13 protein-coding genes are annotated in these 15,726 nt (G+C 68.9%); 9 read left to right on the top strand and 4 right to left on the bottom strand.

Annotation, left to right across the window (positions count from 1 at the left end; genetic code table 11):
- On the top strand, positions 1–1,200 hold a 1,200-nt coding region (locus VFZ39_RS04235; protein WP_330864477.1), incomplete at its 5' end, for a M1 family metallopeptidase.
- An 11-nt stretch (positions 1,201–1,211) separates the two neighbouring features.
- Here VFZ39_RS04235 and VFZ39_RS04230 read toward each other — a convergent pair.
- Positions 1,212–2,591, bottom strand: a complete 1,380-nt coding sequence (locus tag VFZ39_RS04230; RefSeq protein ID WP_330864476.1) for an NAD(P)/FAD-dependent oxidoreductase — start codon at positions 2,589–2,591, stop codon at positions 1,212–1,214.
- Positions 2,576–3,049, bottom strand: coding sequence for an Lrp/AsnC family transcriptional regulator (locus VFZ39_RS04225; protein WP_330864475.1), 474 nt, complete (start codon positions 3,047–3,049; stop codon positions 2,576–2,578). Before VFZ39_RS04225 ends, VFZ39_RS04230 begins: the two co-directional genes overlap by 16 nt.
- Positions 3,050–3,200: 151 nt before the next feature.
- On the opposite strand from VFZ39_RS04225, the gene VFZ39_RS04220 reads away from it, so the two are divergent.
- The 5 genes from VFZ39_RS04220 (at position 3,201) to VFZ39_RS04200 (ending at position 8,838) form a co-directional block, all read left to right on the top strand.
- Positions 3,201–4,448, top strand: a complete 1,248-nt coding sequence (locus tag VFZ39_RS04220) for an ABC transporter substrate-binding protein (protein WP_330864474.1) — start codon at positions 3,201–3,203, stop codon at positions 4,446–4,448.
- Complete coding sequence (locus tag VFZ39_RS04215) at positions 4,441–5,571, top strand: ABC transporter ATP-binding protein (protein ID WP_330864473.1); 1,131 nt, start codon at positions 4,441–4,443, stop codon at positions 5,569–5,571. Before VFZ39_RS04220 ends, VFZ39_RS04215 begins: the two co-directional genes overlap by 8 nt.
- The gene (locus VFZ39_RS04210; RefSeq protein WP_330864472.1) at positions 5,568–6,470 is read left to right on the top strand and encodes an ABC transporter permease; all 903 of its coding nucleotides are present in this window, start codon (positions 5,568–5,570) and stop codon (positions 6,468–6,470) included. The genes VFZ39_RS04215 and VFZ39_RS04210 overlap by 4 nt, the downstream gene beginning before the upstream one ends.
- A gap of 74 nt (positions 6,471–6,544) precedes the next feature.
- Positions 6,545–7,345: an ABC transporter permease gene (locus VFZ39_RS04205; RefSeq protein ID WP_330864471.1), complete on the top strand. Its 801-nt coding sequence runs from the start codon at positions 6,545–6,547 to the stop codon at positions 7,343–7,345.
- Positions 7,342–8,838, top strand: coding sequence for a CoA-acylating methylmalonate-semialdehyde dehydrogenase (locus VFZ39_RS04200; RefSeq protein ID WP_330864470.1), 1,497 nt, complete (start codon positions 7,342–7,344; stop codon positions 8,836–8,838). Before VFZ39_RS04205 ends, VFZ39_RS04200 begins: the two co-directional genes overlap by 4 nt.
- 179 nt (positions 8,839–9,017) lie before the next feature.
- Here VFZ39_RS04200 and VFZ39_RS04195 read toward each other — a convergent pair whose 3' ends face one another.
- Entirely contained in the window at positions 9,018–10,403 is a 1,386-nt protein-coding gene (locus VFZ39_RS04195; RefSeq protein ID WP_330864469.1) for an aspartate aminotransferase family protein, read from the bottom strand.
- A gap of 157 nt (positions 10,404–10,560) precedes the next feature.
- Here VFZ39_RS04195 and VFZ39_RS04190 point away from each other — a divergent pair, with 157 nt between their 5' ends.
- Positions 10,561–12,177, top strand: coding sequence for an amidohydrolase (locus VFZ39_RS04190; protein WP_330864468.1), 1,617 nt, complete (start codon positions 10,561–10,563; stop codon positions 12,175–12,177).
- Positions 12,178–12,212: 35 nt separating this feature from the next.
- Here VFZ39_RS04190 and VFZ39_RS04185 read toward each other — a convergent pair whose 3' ends face one another.
- The gene (locus tag VFZ39_RS04185; protein WP_330864467.1) at positions 12,213–13,412 is read right to left on the bottom strand and encodes an LCP family protein; all 1,200 of its coding nucleotides are present in this window, start codon (positions 13,410–13,412) and stop codon (positions 12,213–12,215) included.
- 139 nt (positions 13,413–13,551) lie between these two features.
- On the opposite strand from VFZ39_RS04185, the gene VFZ39_RS04180 reads away from it, so the two are divergent.
- A complete protein-coding gene (locus VFZ39_RS04180) occupies positions 13,552–14,985 on the top strand; it encodes a gamma-aminobutyraldehyde dehydrogenase (RefSeq protein ID WP_330864466.1) in 1,434 nt (477 codons plus the stop codon).
- Positions 14,986–15,108: 123 nt separating this feature from the next.
- A partial coding sequence (locus tag VFZ39_RS04175; RefSeq protein WP_330864465.1) for a saccharopine dehydrogenase family protein occupies positions 15,109–15,726 on the top strand: 618 nt, incomplete at its 3' end.

Below are 15,726 nucleotides of genomic sequence, written 5' to 3'. Positions count from 1 at the left end.
ACCACGCTGACCATGCGTGCGACCCAGGACCTCACGTCCTTCTCCCTCGACTTCCTGCTGCCTGTCGACCGGGTCACGATCGACGGGCGGACCGTCCCGCACACCCGTCCGCGGCGGCACGAGGTGCGGATCACCCCGCGGACCACGATCCCCGACGGCGACCGCTTCCGGGTCCGGGTGGAGTACGCCGGCTTCCCCGCCCGCAAGTGGTACGCCGGGGAGAGCAACTGGCTGGCCGGTCGCCACGAGGTCGTGGCGATGAACCAGCCCCACATGGCGCCCTGGTGGTTCCCGTCCAACGACCACCCCGCCGACAAGGCGAGGATGGACATCGCGATCACCGTGCCCCGCGGCAACCAGGTGTTCGCCAACGGCCGCCCGGTGTCGCGCCGGGTGCACGGGAAGCTGGTCACGCATCGGTGGATCGCGAAGGAGCCGATGGCGACCTACCTCGCGATGTTCGCCGCGGGGAAGTTCCAGGTCGACACCGGTGTCCGCAACGGACTGCGCTGGCGTGCCGTGGTCTCCGAGCAGCTGCCGCCGGGTCTGCGCCGTGACAACATGGCGCTGATGCGGAGGACACCGAGGGTCGTGGCTCGCCTGGAGCAGGACCTGGGGGACTATCCCTTCGCCCAGGTAGGCGGCCTCGTGACCAGCCTGGACGTCGGGTTCGCGCTGGAGAACCAGACCATCCCGACGTACCCCGCGGTCGGATCGAGCGCGACCTGGCTCGTGGTCCACGAGCTCGCGCACCAGTGGTTCGGCGACTCCGTGACGCTGCGTCGGTGGCGCGACATCTGGCTCAACGAGGGCGCGGCGACCTTCATGGAGATCCGCTGGCAGGAGACACACGGAGGCACGGCCGGCGCGGACTGGATGCGCGGCCTGTACGACGTCACCGGCGGCGGAAACACGTTCTGGGATCTGGCGATCGGCGACCCCGGTGCGAGCCGGATCTTCGACAACCGGATCTACGAGCGCGGCGCCATGACGTTCCAGGCGCTGCGCAACCGGGTCGGCGAGGCCGACTTCTGGGCGATCCTGCAGCAGTGGGTCGCGGACAACCGCAACGGCCACGGCACCCGAGTGGAGTTCCAGACGCTGGCCGAGACCGTGAGCGGCGAGGACCTCGAGGGGTTCTTCGACGAGTGGCTGTCGAGCGGCCGGCCAGCCGACACGGTCGAGAACGGCCTCGGCTGACTCGTCGGCCCTCAGCCGCCGACGAGCGGGGCGATGGCTCGGGCGACCCGGCTCGGACGCCGCGTCAGCCGCTCCTCGGTGTCGGCCCAGGTCATCGCACGCAGGCCGGCGTTGATGCCCAGCCACCGCAGCGGCTCCGGTTCCCACAACCGGGAGCGGTGGCCGACCCAGGGCAACCGCGTGAGATCGGTGTCGCGGCCGAGCACGAGGTCACGCAGCGTGCGGCCGGCGAGGTTCGTGGTGCTGACGCCGTCGCCGACGTACCCGCCCGCCCAGCCGATGCGGGTCGCGGGGTCGAGCCCTACGGAGGCGCACCAGTCGCGCGGGACGCCCAACGGGCCTCCCCACGCGTGCGTGACCTTGGCCTCGGTCAGCACGGGAAAGAGCTCGACGAGCGTGGCTCGCAGTCGCGCAAACACGCTCGGGTCGCCGTCGAAGCCAGGGGAGACGCGCGAGCCGAAGTGGTAGGGCGCTCCCCGCCCGCCGAAGACCAGCCGGTCGTCCGCGGTGCGCTGCCCGTAGATGATCAGGTGTCGGTGGTCGCTGAACGTCTCCCGGCGGCGCAGCCCGATCCGCTCCCAGGTCTCCGGGCTCAGCGGCTCGGTCGCGATGACGAGCGAGTACAGCGGAGCCACCACCCGACGGTGACCCGGCAGCCGGGCGGTGTAGCCCTCGGTGGCCCGCACCACCGTTCCTGCCCGCACCGTTCCGTGCGGCGTGACCGCTCGCCCCGGCAGCAGTTCCGTGACCCGGGAGTGCTCGTGCACGGCGACGCCGCGGCGTACCAGCGAGTCGGCCAGCCCACGGGCCAGCCGGAGCGGGTGGAGGGCAGCGCAGTCAGGGGTGTACGTCGCGCCGAGCGTGCCCTCGGCGTCGAGCACCGTGCGCGCCTCGCCCTCGTCGAGCCACCGCAGCCGGTCGTCGGTGATGCCCCAGCCCCGGGCGTGCTCCACCTCTGCGCGGGCGCGGGCCACCTGGGCGACGGTCCGGGCGAGCACGATCGTCCCGCCGACGGCGACATGCGCATCGATCCCGAGCTCGTCGCTGGCGCGGGCGACCTCGGTGACGCTCGCACGCATCGCCGCGTCCTGGGCCAGCGCTGCCGATCGGTCGGACAGGGCCGCCAGCTTGTCGAGGGAGGCGGGAAACAGGGCCGAGCACCAGCCGCCGTTGCGGCCGGAGGCGCCGAAGCCGACGGTCTCGGCCTCGAGCACGACGATCCGCAGCGACGGGTCCGCCTCGGCGAGGTAGTGAGCCGTCCACAGGCCGGTGAAGCCCCCGCCGACGACGGCGACGTCGACCGTCGTGTCGCCCGAGAGCGGGGGGAGAGGCAGGGCTGGGCCGGCGGTGTCGGCCCACAGCGCGCGGGTGGTGCTCAGCGGACACCCCACGAGTAGGTCTGCTTGCGCAGCTTGAGGTACATGAACGTCTCGGTCCGGCTGACGCCCTGGATGCGTCGGATCTTCTCGGAGATCAGCGTCAGCAGGTGCTCGTCGCTCTCGCACACCACCTCCACCAGCAGGTCGAACGTGCCGGCCGTGATCACGACGTAGTCGACCTCGTCCATGTCCGCGAGCGCGTCCGCCACCGGTTCGAGTGCGCCCGACACCTCGATCCCGACCATCGCCTGCCGCGCGAAGCCGAGCTGAAGCGGGTCGGTGACGGCGACGACCTGCATCACGCCGCTCTCGATCAGCCGCTGGACCCGCTGCCGGACCGCCGCCTCGGACAGCCCGACCTCTTTGCCGATCGCTGCGTACGACCGGCGTCCGTCCTGTTGGAGCTGTTCTATGATCGCCTTCGCCACGTCGTCGAGGACCGCCCGCGCGCGCTCCTGCTTCCTCGCCATGGTCGGTCATGGTTCCACACCAATGACCCCGAAGACCACTACCTGGCGAGCGATTCCGCAGTTTCTACGTCACGATTCAACGGAATCCCTTGTCTCGGGGGGGACAGCGTGACACGATCCGAACGGCGTTCACCTGCGAGGAGGATGATAGATGACCCACCGCTTGCGAGGCGGCCCCTTTCGTGACCCGAGTGTTGACCGACTCATGGCCGAGGCGGCCAGGCAGCTCCAGTACGGGGGGTTCTCACGGCGCTCGCTGCTCCGTGGTGCGGGCGTCGCCGGCATGGCTCTCAGCGCAGGCGGTCTGCTCTCCGCGTGCGGCACGGAAGGCGCTCGGGTCGACACCGGGGAGTGTCAGAGCACGGATCTGAGCGAGGAGGAGAAGTCCATCGTCTTCTCGAACTGGATCGGGTACGTCGACCCGGCGAAGGGGGCGGACACCTCCACCCTCGAGAAGTTCCAGGAGGAGACCGGCATCACCGTCGAGTACCAGAACGGTGACGTCAACGACAACGAGACCTTCTTCGCGAAGGTGTCGCCCCAGCTGCAGGCGTGCCGCTCCACGGGGCGTGACGTCTTCGTGGTCACCGACTACATGGCCGCCAGGATGATCGAGCTCGGCTGGATCCAGAAGCTCGACCACGAGAACATGCCCAACGTCGACGCGAACCTGATCGACTTCCTGAAGTCGCCTCAGTGGGACCCGAACCGTGACTACAGCGTTCCATGGCAGAGCGGCATGACGGGCATCTGCTACAACTCCGAGCTCACCGACCCGGTGACCAGCTTCGAGGAGCTCCTCACTCGGCCTGACCTGAAGGGCAAGGTCGAGCTCCTGACCGAGATGCGCGACACGATGCTGTTCCTCCTGCTGATGGAGGGCAGCGATCCGGAGGACTTCACCGCCGACGAGTACGCAGCAGCGGTGGAGCGGCTGCAGGGCGTCGTCGACGGCGGGCAGATCCGGCGCTTCACGGGCAACGACTACGTCGATGACATGAAGTCCGGCGACATCGTGGCGTGCGAGGCGTGGAGCGGTGACGTCATCAACCTGCTCGGCGGCGGCAAGTACAAATGGGTGCCGCCCTCGGAGGGGTTCGCCATCTGGACCGACAACATGCTGGTTCCGAACAAGGCGGAGCACAAGGCGAACGTCGAGACGATGATGAACTTCTACTACGACCCGGTGAACGCCGCGAAGCTGTCGGCCTGGAACTACTACTTCTGCCCGGTCGCCGGCGCCCAGGAGGAGATCGGCCAGTTCGATGAGTCTGCCGTCAACAGCGAGTTCATCTTCGTGGACGACCAGACACTCGAGTCCGGCTACATGTTCATGGCCCTCGACGACCAGCAGGAGCAGGACTTCCAGCGCCAGTTCAACGAGGTGATTAGTGGCTGAGGGCAAGGACCTCCACTTGGAGGGCGTGACCAAACGATTCGGCTCCTTCGTCGCGGTCGACGATCTCACGCTCTCCGTGCCCGAAGGTTCGTTCTTCGCCCTCCTGGGACCCTCCGGGTGCGGGAAGACGACCACGCTCCGGATGGTGGCGGGACTCGAGGACCCGACCCTCGGGCGCGTTCTGATCGGCGACGAGGACGTCACCTCGCTCCGCCCGTACAAGCGTCCGGTCAACACCGTGTTCCAGTCGTACGCACTGTTCCCGCACCTGAGCATCTTCGAGAACATCGCGTTCGGACTCCGCCGCCGGGGCGTCGCTGATTACCAGGCGAAGGCCCACGACATGATCGAGCTCGTGCAGCTCGAGGGGTACGGGGACCGGAAGCCGGCGCAGCTGTCGGGCGGGCAACAGCAACGGGTGGCCTTGGGCCGCGCGCTGATCAACGAGCCCGGCGTCCTGCTGCTCGACGAGCCGCTCGGTACCCTCGACCTCAAGCTGCGTCGGCAGATGCAGATCGAGCTGAAGCGGATCCAGACCGAGGTTGGCATCACCTTCGTGCACGTGACCCACGACCAGGAGGAGGCCATGACCATGGCCGACACCATCGCGGTCATGAACCACGGCGTCATCGAGCAGATGGGGGCACCCAGTGAGCTCTACGAGAACCCGTCCACCACGTTCGTCGCGAACTTCCTTGGTCAGTCCAACCTGATCCGGTCCGACGTCGTCGACTCGGCCGGTGACGACGTCCTGATCGACTGCAACGGGCAGAAGGTCGCCATCGAGAGCTCACGCAGCCACGTGGACGGCAGGTCTGCCTGGCTGGGAATCCGGCCCGAGAAGATCTTCGCCAGCGAGCCGGGCACGGTGCAGCAGAACGGTCACAACCGGCTCACCGGCGGCCGGGTCACGGACGTGAGCTTCGTCGGGGTCAGCACGCAGTACCTCGTGGCGATGCCCTGGGGGCAGGAGCTGATGGTGTTCGAGCAGAACACGGGTCGGCGGCCGCCGCTCGACAACGGCGCCGAGGTCGACCTCACCTGGTCAGGAGCACACGCATTTCTGCTCGACGCCCACCAGGACGCCACGGCCGGCATGATGACACCGGAGGACGCCGAGTGACGTCGGGACCCACCATGGTCACCGAACCAAGGCCCGTCGTGGACGGCGAGACCTCCAAGCGGCGTGGTTGGGGTTGGCTGCTGCTCATCCCGGGCATGCTGTGGCTGGCCGTCTTCTTCCTGTTCCCGACGGTCCAGCTGTTCTTCACCTCGCTCTACGACCCCAGCGGGTCCTACGAGCAGGGTTACTCGATGACCTGGCACTTCGCCAACTACGTCGATGCGGTCAAGGACACCTGGGAGCTCTTCCTGCGCTCGTTCGTGTATGCCGGTATTGCGACGCTGGTGTGCCTGACGCTGGGCTACCCGCTCGCGTACGCGATCGCGTTCAAGGCCGGTCGCTGGAAGCACTTCATGCTGGTGCTGGTCATCGCACCGTTCTTCACCAGCTTCCTGCTGCGTACCCTCTCCTGGCGGACGATCCTGGCGGACCAGGGACCCGTGGTCGACTTCCTGCAGACGATCCTCCTCCTGCCGGAGGACGGGCGGCTCCTCGCGACACCGGTCGCGGTGATCGCCGGGCTCGTCTATAACTTCATGCCGTTCATGACTCTGCCCATCTATGCGTCCCTCGACAAGGTGGACCACCGGCTGGTCGAGGCTGCCGGCGACCTCTACGCGAGCCCGTTCACGGGCTTCCGCAAGGTCACGCTCCCCCTGTCCATGCCGGGTGTCGTGTCGGGGACGCTGCTGACGTTCATCCCGGCCAGCGGTGACTACATCAACGCCGAGCTGCTCGGTACCCCAAACCAGTACATGGTCGGCAACCGGATCCAGTCGGCCTTCCTGACCGAGCACAACTACCCCTTGGCCGCGAGCCTCTCGCTGATCCTGATGGCGGTCGTCGTGGTGATGGTCATCGCCTACGTGCGTCGCGCCGGGACGGAGGACCTGCTGTGACAGCTACCGTGCCGAGGCCAGAGGCGATCCAGGAACGGCCTGCCGCTGCTCCCCAGCCCCCGCGTCGTTCACTGGTGCGCTGGTTCGCTGACCACATCGTGCTGATCGTCGGCATCCTGGTGCTCGTCTACACCTTCGTCCCCATCGCCTACATCTTTGCGCTGTCGTTCAACCAGCCCTCGGCGCGCTCGGCCACTGCCCAGCTCGAGGGCTTCACACTGAGCAACTGGACCTCGATCTGTGAGCCCGAGGGCCTGTGCGAATCGCTGCAGCTCAGCATCCTCGTCAGCATCACGGCCACGATCCTGGCGACCGTCCTCGGGACGCTCATGGCGTTCGCACTGGTCCGGCACAGCTTCCGCGGCCGGTCTGCCTCCAACCTGGTCATCTTCCTGCCGATGGCAACACCAGAGGTCGTGATGGGCTCCTCGCTGCTCGCGATGTTCGTCTCGGTCGGCGTCGACGGACTCCTCGGCTTCGTCACGCTGGTCATAGCCCACACCCTGTTCTGCCTGTCCTTCGTGGTGGTCACGGTGAAGGCTCGGCTGGCGGGCATGGACACTCGACTCGAGCAGGCGGCGATGGATCTGTACGCAAACGAGTGGCAGACCTTCAGGCTCATCACGTTGCCTCTCGCCATGCCAGGCATCGTCGCCGCGGCGATGCTGGCGTTCTCGCTGTCCTTCGACGACTTCATCGTCAGCAACTTCACCGCGGGCCAGTCGGTTACCTTCCCGCTGTACGTCTACGGCAGCAAGTTGAAGGAGTTCCCGCCGCAGCTGTTCGTGGTGGGCTCGATCATGTTCCTGGTGTCGTTCGTCTTCGTCATCCTCGGTGAGGTGTGGCGCCGGCGCCGAGCGGTGGCCGCCCGATGACCACGGCGATTCCGCACTGGCGGGGCGGCCGGCGCTGGACCGGCTCGGGAGACCGGGCCGGTGACGTCTACGACCCCGCGACCGGCGAGGTCACGGGCCGGGTCGGATTCGCCACGCGCGACGACGTCGACGCGGTGGTGGCCGACGCGGTCGAGGCGGGCCGTGCCTGGGCCGCCCAGTCGCTGACGCGGCGTACGGCGGTGATGTTCGCGTTCCGCGAGGCGCTCGCACGTCGCCGCAAGGAGGTCGCGGCCGCCATCACGGCCGAGCACGGCAAGGTCCTCGACGACGCGCTCGGGGAGGTCCAGCGTGGCCTGGAGGTGGCGGAGTTCGCGTGCGGCGCACCGCACCTGCTCAAGGGCGGGTTCAGTGACGGCGTGTCCGGCGGGGTCGACGTCTTCTCGATCCGCCAGGCGCTCGGCGTGGTGGCTGTCATCGCGCCGTTCAACTTCCCGGCGATGGTGCCGCTCTGGTTCGTGCCGATCGCGATCGCGTGCGGCAATGCCGTCGTGCTGAAGCCGTCGGAGAAGGACCCCTCCGCATCGCTGCTGATCGCGGAGTGCTGGGCCGAGGCGGGCCTGCCCGCAGGCGTCTTCAACGTCGTGCACGGCGACAAGGTCGCCGTCGACGGACTGCTGGAGCACCCGGACATCGCGGCGGTGTCGTTCGTGGGCTCCACCCCGATCGCGCGGTACGTGTACGAGACCGGCACCCGCCACGGCAAGCGGGTGCAGGCGCTGGGCGGGGCGAAGAACCACATGGTGGTGCTGCCGGACGCCGACCTCGACACCGCCGCGGACGCCGCGGTGTCGGCCGGTTTCGGGTCGGCCGGGGAGCGGTGCATGGCGATCTCGGTCGTCGTCGCGGTCGACCCGGTCGGCGACGACCTGGTGCAGGCGATCGCGAGCCGGATCGGCGGTCTGACCACCGGCGACGGGCGCTCGGGCTGCGACATGGGCCCGCTGGTCACTCGCGAGCACCGCGACAAGGTCGCCGGCTACCTCGACGCCGGCGTGGCCGACGGGGCTGAGCTGGTGGTCGACGGCCGGACCGTCGAGCCCAAGGGCGAGGCGGAGGGCTTCTGGCTCGGCCCCACGCTGTTCGACCGGGTGCGCCCCGGGATGTCAGTCTACGACGACGAGATCTTCGGTCCCGTGCTGTCGGTCGTCCGCGCGGCGTCGTACGACGAGGCGCTGACGCTCGTGAACTCCTCGCCGTACGGCAACGGCACTGCGATCTTCACCGCCGACGGCGGCGCCGCCCGCCGCTACCAGCGCGACGTGCAGGTCGGGATGATCGGGATCAACGTGCCGATCCCGGTGCCGATGGCGTACTACTCGTTCGGCGGCTGGAAGGCCTCGCTGTTCGGTGACACCCACGCCCACGGCATGGACGGCATCCACTTCTTCACCCGCGCCAAGGTGATCACCTCCCGCTGGCCCGACCCCGCACAACGCACCGGCGTCGACCTCGGTTTCCCTCGTCACGACTGACCCACCCCGTTGAGCGCCGCGCGAGCTCACAGGCCGAGCGTCGGCGCAGAGTGCGATGCAATGGCAGCGGAACGACCGCACCCTGCGCCGGCTCGAGGACCGGCAGTCCCCCCGAACCGCCGGCCTCATCCCTCCCTCAAGGGCCTGTGTTCAGTTCTGGCGCTGCGCCGACCGTTCGGTCAGAGCAGCGAGTACGCCTTGTCGAGCACCACCCGGAGCGCGTGCTCGATCTCGTCGAAGTGCTCCTGGTCGCAGATCAGCGGCGGTGCCAGCTGGACCACCGGGTCGCCCCGGTCGTCGGCCCGGCAGTAGATGCCCTCGTCGTACAGCGCCTTGGACAGGAAGCCACGCAGCAGCTTCTCGGACTCCGCGTCGTCGAAGGTCTCCTTGGTGGCCTTGTCCTTGACCAGCTCGATGCCGTAGAAGTACCCGTCGCCGCGCACGTCGCCGACGATCGGCAGGTCCGTGAGCTTCTCGAGCGTGGCGCGGAACGCGTCCTGGTTGTCGAGCACGTGCTGGTTGAGCTGCTCGTTCTCGAAGATGTCGAGGTTGGCCATCGCCACGGCCGTGGACACCGGGTGGCCGCCGAACGTGTAGCCGTGCAGGAACGACTCGTGACCCTTGAGGAACGGCTCCATCAGCCGGTCCTGGGCGATCATCGCGCCGAGCGGCGAGTAGCCGGACGTGAGCCCCTTGGCGCAGGTGATCATGTCGGGCTCGTAGTCGTAGCGCTCGGCCGCGAACATGTGGCCGAGCCGGCCGAACGCGCAGATCACCTCGTCGGAGACCAGCAGTACGTCGTACTCGTCGCAGATCTCGCGCACCCGCTGGAAGTAGCCCGGCGGGGGCGGGAAGCAGCCGCCGGAGTTCTGGACCGGCTCGAGGAACACTGCGGCGACGGTCTCGGGGCCCTCGAACTCGATCGCCTCGGCGATCCGGTCGGCGGCCCAGCGCCCGAACCGCTCGAGGTCCTCGTCGGTGCCCCCCTGGAACTGGTCGGGCGCCCGGTAGAAGTTCGTGTTCGGCACCCGGAACGTGCTGGGCACCAGCGGCTCGAACGGCGCCTTCATCGGCGGCAGGCCGGTGATGGACAGCGCACCCTGCGGCGTGCCGTGGTAGGCGATCGCGCGGCTGATGACCTTGTGCTTGGTCGGCTTCCCCGTGAGCTTGAAGTAGTTCTTGGCGAGCTTCCAGGCGGTCTCGACCGCCTCGCCACCGCCGGTGGTGAAGAACACCCGGTTCAGGCCGCCCGGGGCGTAGCCCGCGACCCGCTCGGCGAGCTCGATCGCCGAGGGGTGGGCGTAGGACCACAGCGGCATGAAGGCGAGCTCCTGCGCCTGCTTGGCCGCCGCCTGCGCGAGCTCGGTCCGACCGTGGCCGACCTGGCTGACGAAGAGGCCGGCGAGTGCGTCGAGGTATCGCTTGCCCTGCGCGTCCCAGATGTAGGGGCCCTCACCCCTCACGATGACCGGGACGTCAGCGGTGTCGTAGGTCGAGTGACGTGTGAAGTGCATCCACAGGTGGTCCTTGGCGGATCGCTGCAGCTGGTCGTAGTCCCGGGCCATGGCGACATCATCCTCAACGGGCCTCGCAAACGCAAGTGATTTCGTTGCGAATCGCGCGATAGCATGCGGAATCCGCAGATGGAGCCCGCTGCCATCGACGGATTGTCCCAATCAGTCGACCCAAGGGTCGACGCACCTGACCGAACGGAGCCCGCCCATGGGTCGGATCGTGTTCACCGGAGGGACGCTCTTCGACGGCCGCGCCCACCGCGGCGCTCAGGACGTGCTGGTCGACGACGGCCGGGTCGTCGCCGTCGGTGCCGCGGTCCGCGACCACGCTGACCGGGCCGACGTGGTCGACCTCGCAGGCGGCCTGCTCGCGCCGGGCTTCACCGATGCACATGTCCACCCGATCGCAGGCGGCCTGGAGCGGATGCGGTGCGACCTGTCCGGCCTCGACACGCGTGAGGAGTACCTCGCGGAGATCTCGTCGTACGCCGCGCAGCATCCCGACGTCGAGTGGATCCTCGGCGGCGGCTGGGCGATGCCGGCGTTCCCGGGCGGCACGCCGACTGCCGCCGACCTCGACGCAGTCGTGCCGGACCGCCCGGTCTTCCTGCCCAACCGCGACCACCACGGCGCGTGGGTCAACACCCGAGCGCTCGGGCTGGCCGGGATCGACGAGCGCACGCCCGACCCGCCCGACGGGCGGATCGAGCGCGACGCGGACGGCCGGCCCACGGGCACACTCCACGAGGGTGCGGACGTCTTGGTGAGCCGGTTCCTGCCGCGCACGACGGGTGAGGACTACTACGCCGCGCTGATGACCGCGCAGTCCTACCTGCACTCGCTCGGCGTGGCGTCGTGGCAGGACGCCGCGGTGGGCGCGTTCGCGGGCATGGACGACCCGGCCTCGACGTACGAGCAGGCCGATGCCAGCGGCGACCTGCGGTCCCACGTCGTCGGCGCGTTGTGGTGGGAGCGGCGGCGCGGCGCGGAGCAGGCCGAGGACCTGGCCGGTCGACGGGACGCCATAACGGGCAACCGCTTCCGGGCGACCGCGGTGAAGATCATGCAGGACGGCGTCGCGGAGAACGGCACGGCGGCGATGACCGCCCCCTACCTGGACCTCGGCGGACACCCCACGGACAACGAGGGCCACTCCTTCATCGAGCCGGAGGCGTTGCGCGAGGGGGTCGCGGCGCTCGACGCCGCCGGTTTCCAGGTGCATGTGCACGCGATCGGTGACCGGGCCGTGCGCGAGGCGCTCGACGCCTTCGTCGGCACCGACCCGTCGCGGCGCCACCACATCGCCCACGTGCAGCTGATCCACCCCGACGACGTCTCACGGTTCGCACAGCTCGGCGTCGCCGCGAACCTGCAGGCGCTCTGGGCCTGCCTGGAGGACCAGATGGTCGACCTCACGCTTCCGGTGCTCGGCGACGAGCGGTCCACCTGGCAGTACCCGTTCGGGGCCCTGCGTAGGGCCGGCACCACGCTCGTCATGGGCAGCGACTGGCCGGTCTCCACGCCGGACCCGCTCGCGGCGATCCACACCGCTGTCACCCGCACCACCTACGACGATCCGGGCCGGGCCGGCCGCGAGCCGTTCCTGCCGGAGCAGGCGCTCGACCTCACGACCGCGTTCTCGGCGTACACGCGGGGCAGTGCGTGGGTGAACCACCGCGAGGACGCCGGCGTCGTCGAGCCCGGTGCGGTGGCCGATCTCGTCGTTCTCGACCGCGACCCGTTCGACGGCCCGGCCTCGGAGATCGGTGCGGCCCGGGTGCTGTCGACCTGGATCGCGGGTGACCTCGTCTTCGAGTCCACCTGACCGCCGACTCGGCGCGCACAGGGCACGACTCGGGCTCAGCTGACCTGGCGCGGTGCGGGGAGCTCGTCGTCGGGGTGCTTCTCCAGATAGGCGCCGATCCGGTCCTGCGCCATCGCCTTCCAGAGCTCGGCGGCGCGCTCCTCGTCGATGATGTTGACGGACCCGGCGTCCGGGACCTCGTCGTAGTGGGAGAAGGGCAGCGTCATGAAGCGGACCTTCTCCTGGTCGAGGCCGCGCAGGGAGAACGCCAGGCTCCGCAGCGCCCCGTTCGACCAGCTCTCGTCGACCGTGAGGTTCTTCGTGACGGCGCTGAGCGTGTCGGAGAACCTCACCGGGTTGCCCATCGTGTCGTCGGCCAGCACCTTGTCCATCACCGCCCGCAGGAAGTTCTGCTGCCGGTCGACCCGGTCGAAGTCGCCCTCGGTGAGCCCGTACCGCATCCGGACGTACTTCAGCGCGAGCTCGTCCTCGAGGTGCACCCACCCCTTCTCCCACGTCGTGCCCGTCTTGGTGTCGACCACCCGCTCGGGCACGTAGACGTCGACGCCGCCGATCGCGGTCGTCAGGTCCCGGAACCCCTCGAAGTCGATGATCGCCATGTGGTCCAGGCGCAGGTCGCTGAGGTTCTCGATCGTCCGCCAGGTACCGAACGGTCCGTACTGCGCGAAGGCGGCGTTGATCTTGTTCCGCCCGCGAGGCTCGCCCTCGTCGTCGAAGATCTCGACGTAGGAGTCGCGCGGGACGGACACGACGTACGCCGCGGACCGGTCGGCCGGCACGTGGACCACCATCATCGTGTCGCTGCGGTAGGCGCCGACGTTCCACTCGCCCGACTCCAGCAGCTCGGCGACCGTCGGCTTCTCGACCGCCCGGTTGGGGTCGTCTGACCCCATCAACAGGATGGTGAGGGCCTCGGTGGGCTCCTCCGGCGCCGGGGGGCGCTCGCCCTTGCCGAGGACGTCGTCGGTGACTCGCTGGATGTTGTCGAGCTTGGCGTTGAGGTGCCAGCCGTACCAGCCCACGGTCGCCGCGGTCGCCACCGCTCCGACCAGGAGCAGCGCCGCCCACCGCCGACGGCCGTGCCGCCACTCCCAGAAGGTGCCGACGAGCATCGCGAGGACGGCCGCGGCCAGCAGGTAGGCGGACAGCTCGAGGTAGCCGTGGAGCATCAACCAGTAGAGGCCCGCGATCGCCAACGGGACGCTGATCAGGCCGATGATCGTGGTGCGCTTCACCGGGTCATACTCCCGGATCGGGCCGATGATGCCGTGTAACCGCAGGGCTCGCGCCCGGAGTGGCGCTTTGGCAACTGATTCCGCACTGTTGGCCCGCTCGCCCCTACCGAATCCGTAGTCTCCCGGTTAGGGTCTGGCCATGGCTGACCAGACTTTCTCCAACATCGTGAACGGCGAGCGGGTACCCGCCGCCTCCGGCGAGACGTACGACGTCATCGACCCCACCACCGGCGAGGTGTACGCCTCGGCGCCCATGTCGGGGCCGGAGGACGTCGACCGGGCCTACCGAGCCGCGGAGGCGGCGTTCGAGGGCTGGGGAGGGGCGACCCCGCAGGACCGGTCCAACGCGCTGCTGAAGATCGCCGACGCCATCGAGGCGCGCGTGGACGAGATCAACGCGGTGGAGTCCAAGGACACGGGTAAGCCGCTCGGCCTGACCATGTCCGAGGAGATGCCCTACGCCTCCGACCACTTCCGGTTCTTCGCCGGTGCCGCCCGGATCCTCGAGGGGCGCTCGGCCGCGGAGTACATGGCCGAGCACACGTCGTACGTGCGGCGGGAGCCGATCGGCGTCATCGGGCAGGTCACGCCGTGGAACTACCCGCTGATGATGATGATCTGGAAGATCGCGCCCGCGCTCGCGGCGGGGAACACGGTCGTGCTCAAGCCCAGCGACACGACTCCGGCGAGCTCGACCCTGCTCGCCGAGCTGGCACAGGAGTTCCTGCCTCCGGGCGTCCTCAACGTGGTGTGTGGCGACCGCGACACCGGTCGGGCGCTGATCGAGCACAAGATCCCGCAGATGGTCTCGATCACCGGCTCGGTGCGGGCCGGCATGGAGGTCGCCACCTCGGCGGCCGCCGACCTGAAGAAGGTGCATCTCGAGCTCGGCGGCAAGGCTCCGGTGGTGATCTTCGACGACGCCGACATCGAGGCGGCCGCCTCCGCCATCGCCGAGGCCGGCTACTTCAACGCCGGCCAGGACTGCACCGCCGCCACCCGCGTCCTCGCCGGTCCCGGCATCCACGACGACTTCCTCGCCGCGCTCACCGAAGCCGCCAAGAACACGCGCACCGGGATGCCCGACGACGAGGACGTGCTCTACGGCCCCGTCAACAACGAGAACCAGCTCGAGCGGGTCAGCGGCATGGTCGAACGGCTTCCCGACCACGCGACCATTAACGCCGGCGGCAAGCGGCAGGGCGACCGGGGCTACTTCTACGAGCCCACCGTGCTGAGCGGCCTCAAGCAGGACGACGAGCAGATCCAGACCGAGATCTTCGGCCCGGTGATCACCGTGCAGCGGTTCTCCGACGAGGCCGAGGCGCTGCGGTGGGCCAATGGCGTGCAGTACGGCCTCGCGTCGTCGGTCTGGACAAAGGACCACGGCCGGGCGATGCGGATGTCCGCCAAGCTCGACTTCGGCTGTGTCTGGGTCAACACCCACATCCCGTTCATCTCCGAGATGCCGCACGGTGGCTTCAAGCACTCCGGCTACGGCAAGGACCTGTCGGTGTACGGCTTCGAGGACTACACGCGCCTGAAGCACGTCATGCACTACATCGGCGACTGAGCAGCGGACCGCGAGGAACGAGCGGACCGCGTTGCGAAGGAGGGTCGAGCAAGTGCCACGACTGAGGAACGAGGTCGTGACGCACGCGTCGAGACCCGGTGAGACGAAAGGCAACATGACGCCATGAGGATCCTGCTGATCGGAGCCGGCGGCGTGGGCGGCGCGTTCACGGCGATCGCCGCCCGCCGCGACTTCTTCGAGACGATGGTCGTGGCCGACTACGACCTCGCCCGCGCAGAGAAGGCGGCAGTCGCCGACGACCGCTACCTGGCCGCGCAGATCGACGCGTCTGACGCCGGCGCGGTCGAGGCACTGTGCCGTGACCACGGCGTCACGCACGTGATGAACGCCGTCGACCCGGTGTTCAACATGCCGATCTTCGACGGCGCCTTCGCCGCCGGGGCCGACTACGTCGACATGGCGATGTCGCTCAGCAAGCCGCACCCCGACGCGCCGTACTCCAAGTGCGGGGTCAAGCTCGGCGACGAGCAGTTCGCCAAGGCGGGGGAGTGGGAGTCAGCGGGCCGGCTGGCGCTGGTCGGCATGGGCGTCGAGCCGGGGCTCTCCGACGTCTTCGCCCGGTACGCCGCGGACCACCTCTTCTCCGACATCGACGAGCTGGGCACCCGGGACGGCGCCAACCTGGTCGTGACCGACGACGACGGCAACGAGATCTTCGCGCCGTCGTTCTCGATGTGGACCACGATCGAGGAGTGCCTCAACCCGCCGGTGATCTGGGAG

It is taken from the genome of Nocardioides sp. (assembly GCF_036374615.1).
Taxonomy (GTDB): Bacteria; Actinomycetota; Actinomycetes; order Propionibacteriales; family Nocardioidaceae; genus Nocardioides.
This window is presented reverse-complemented; position numbering and strand designations above follow the sequence as displayed.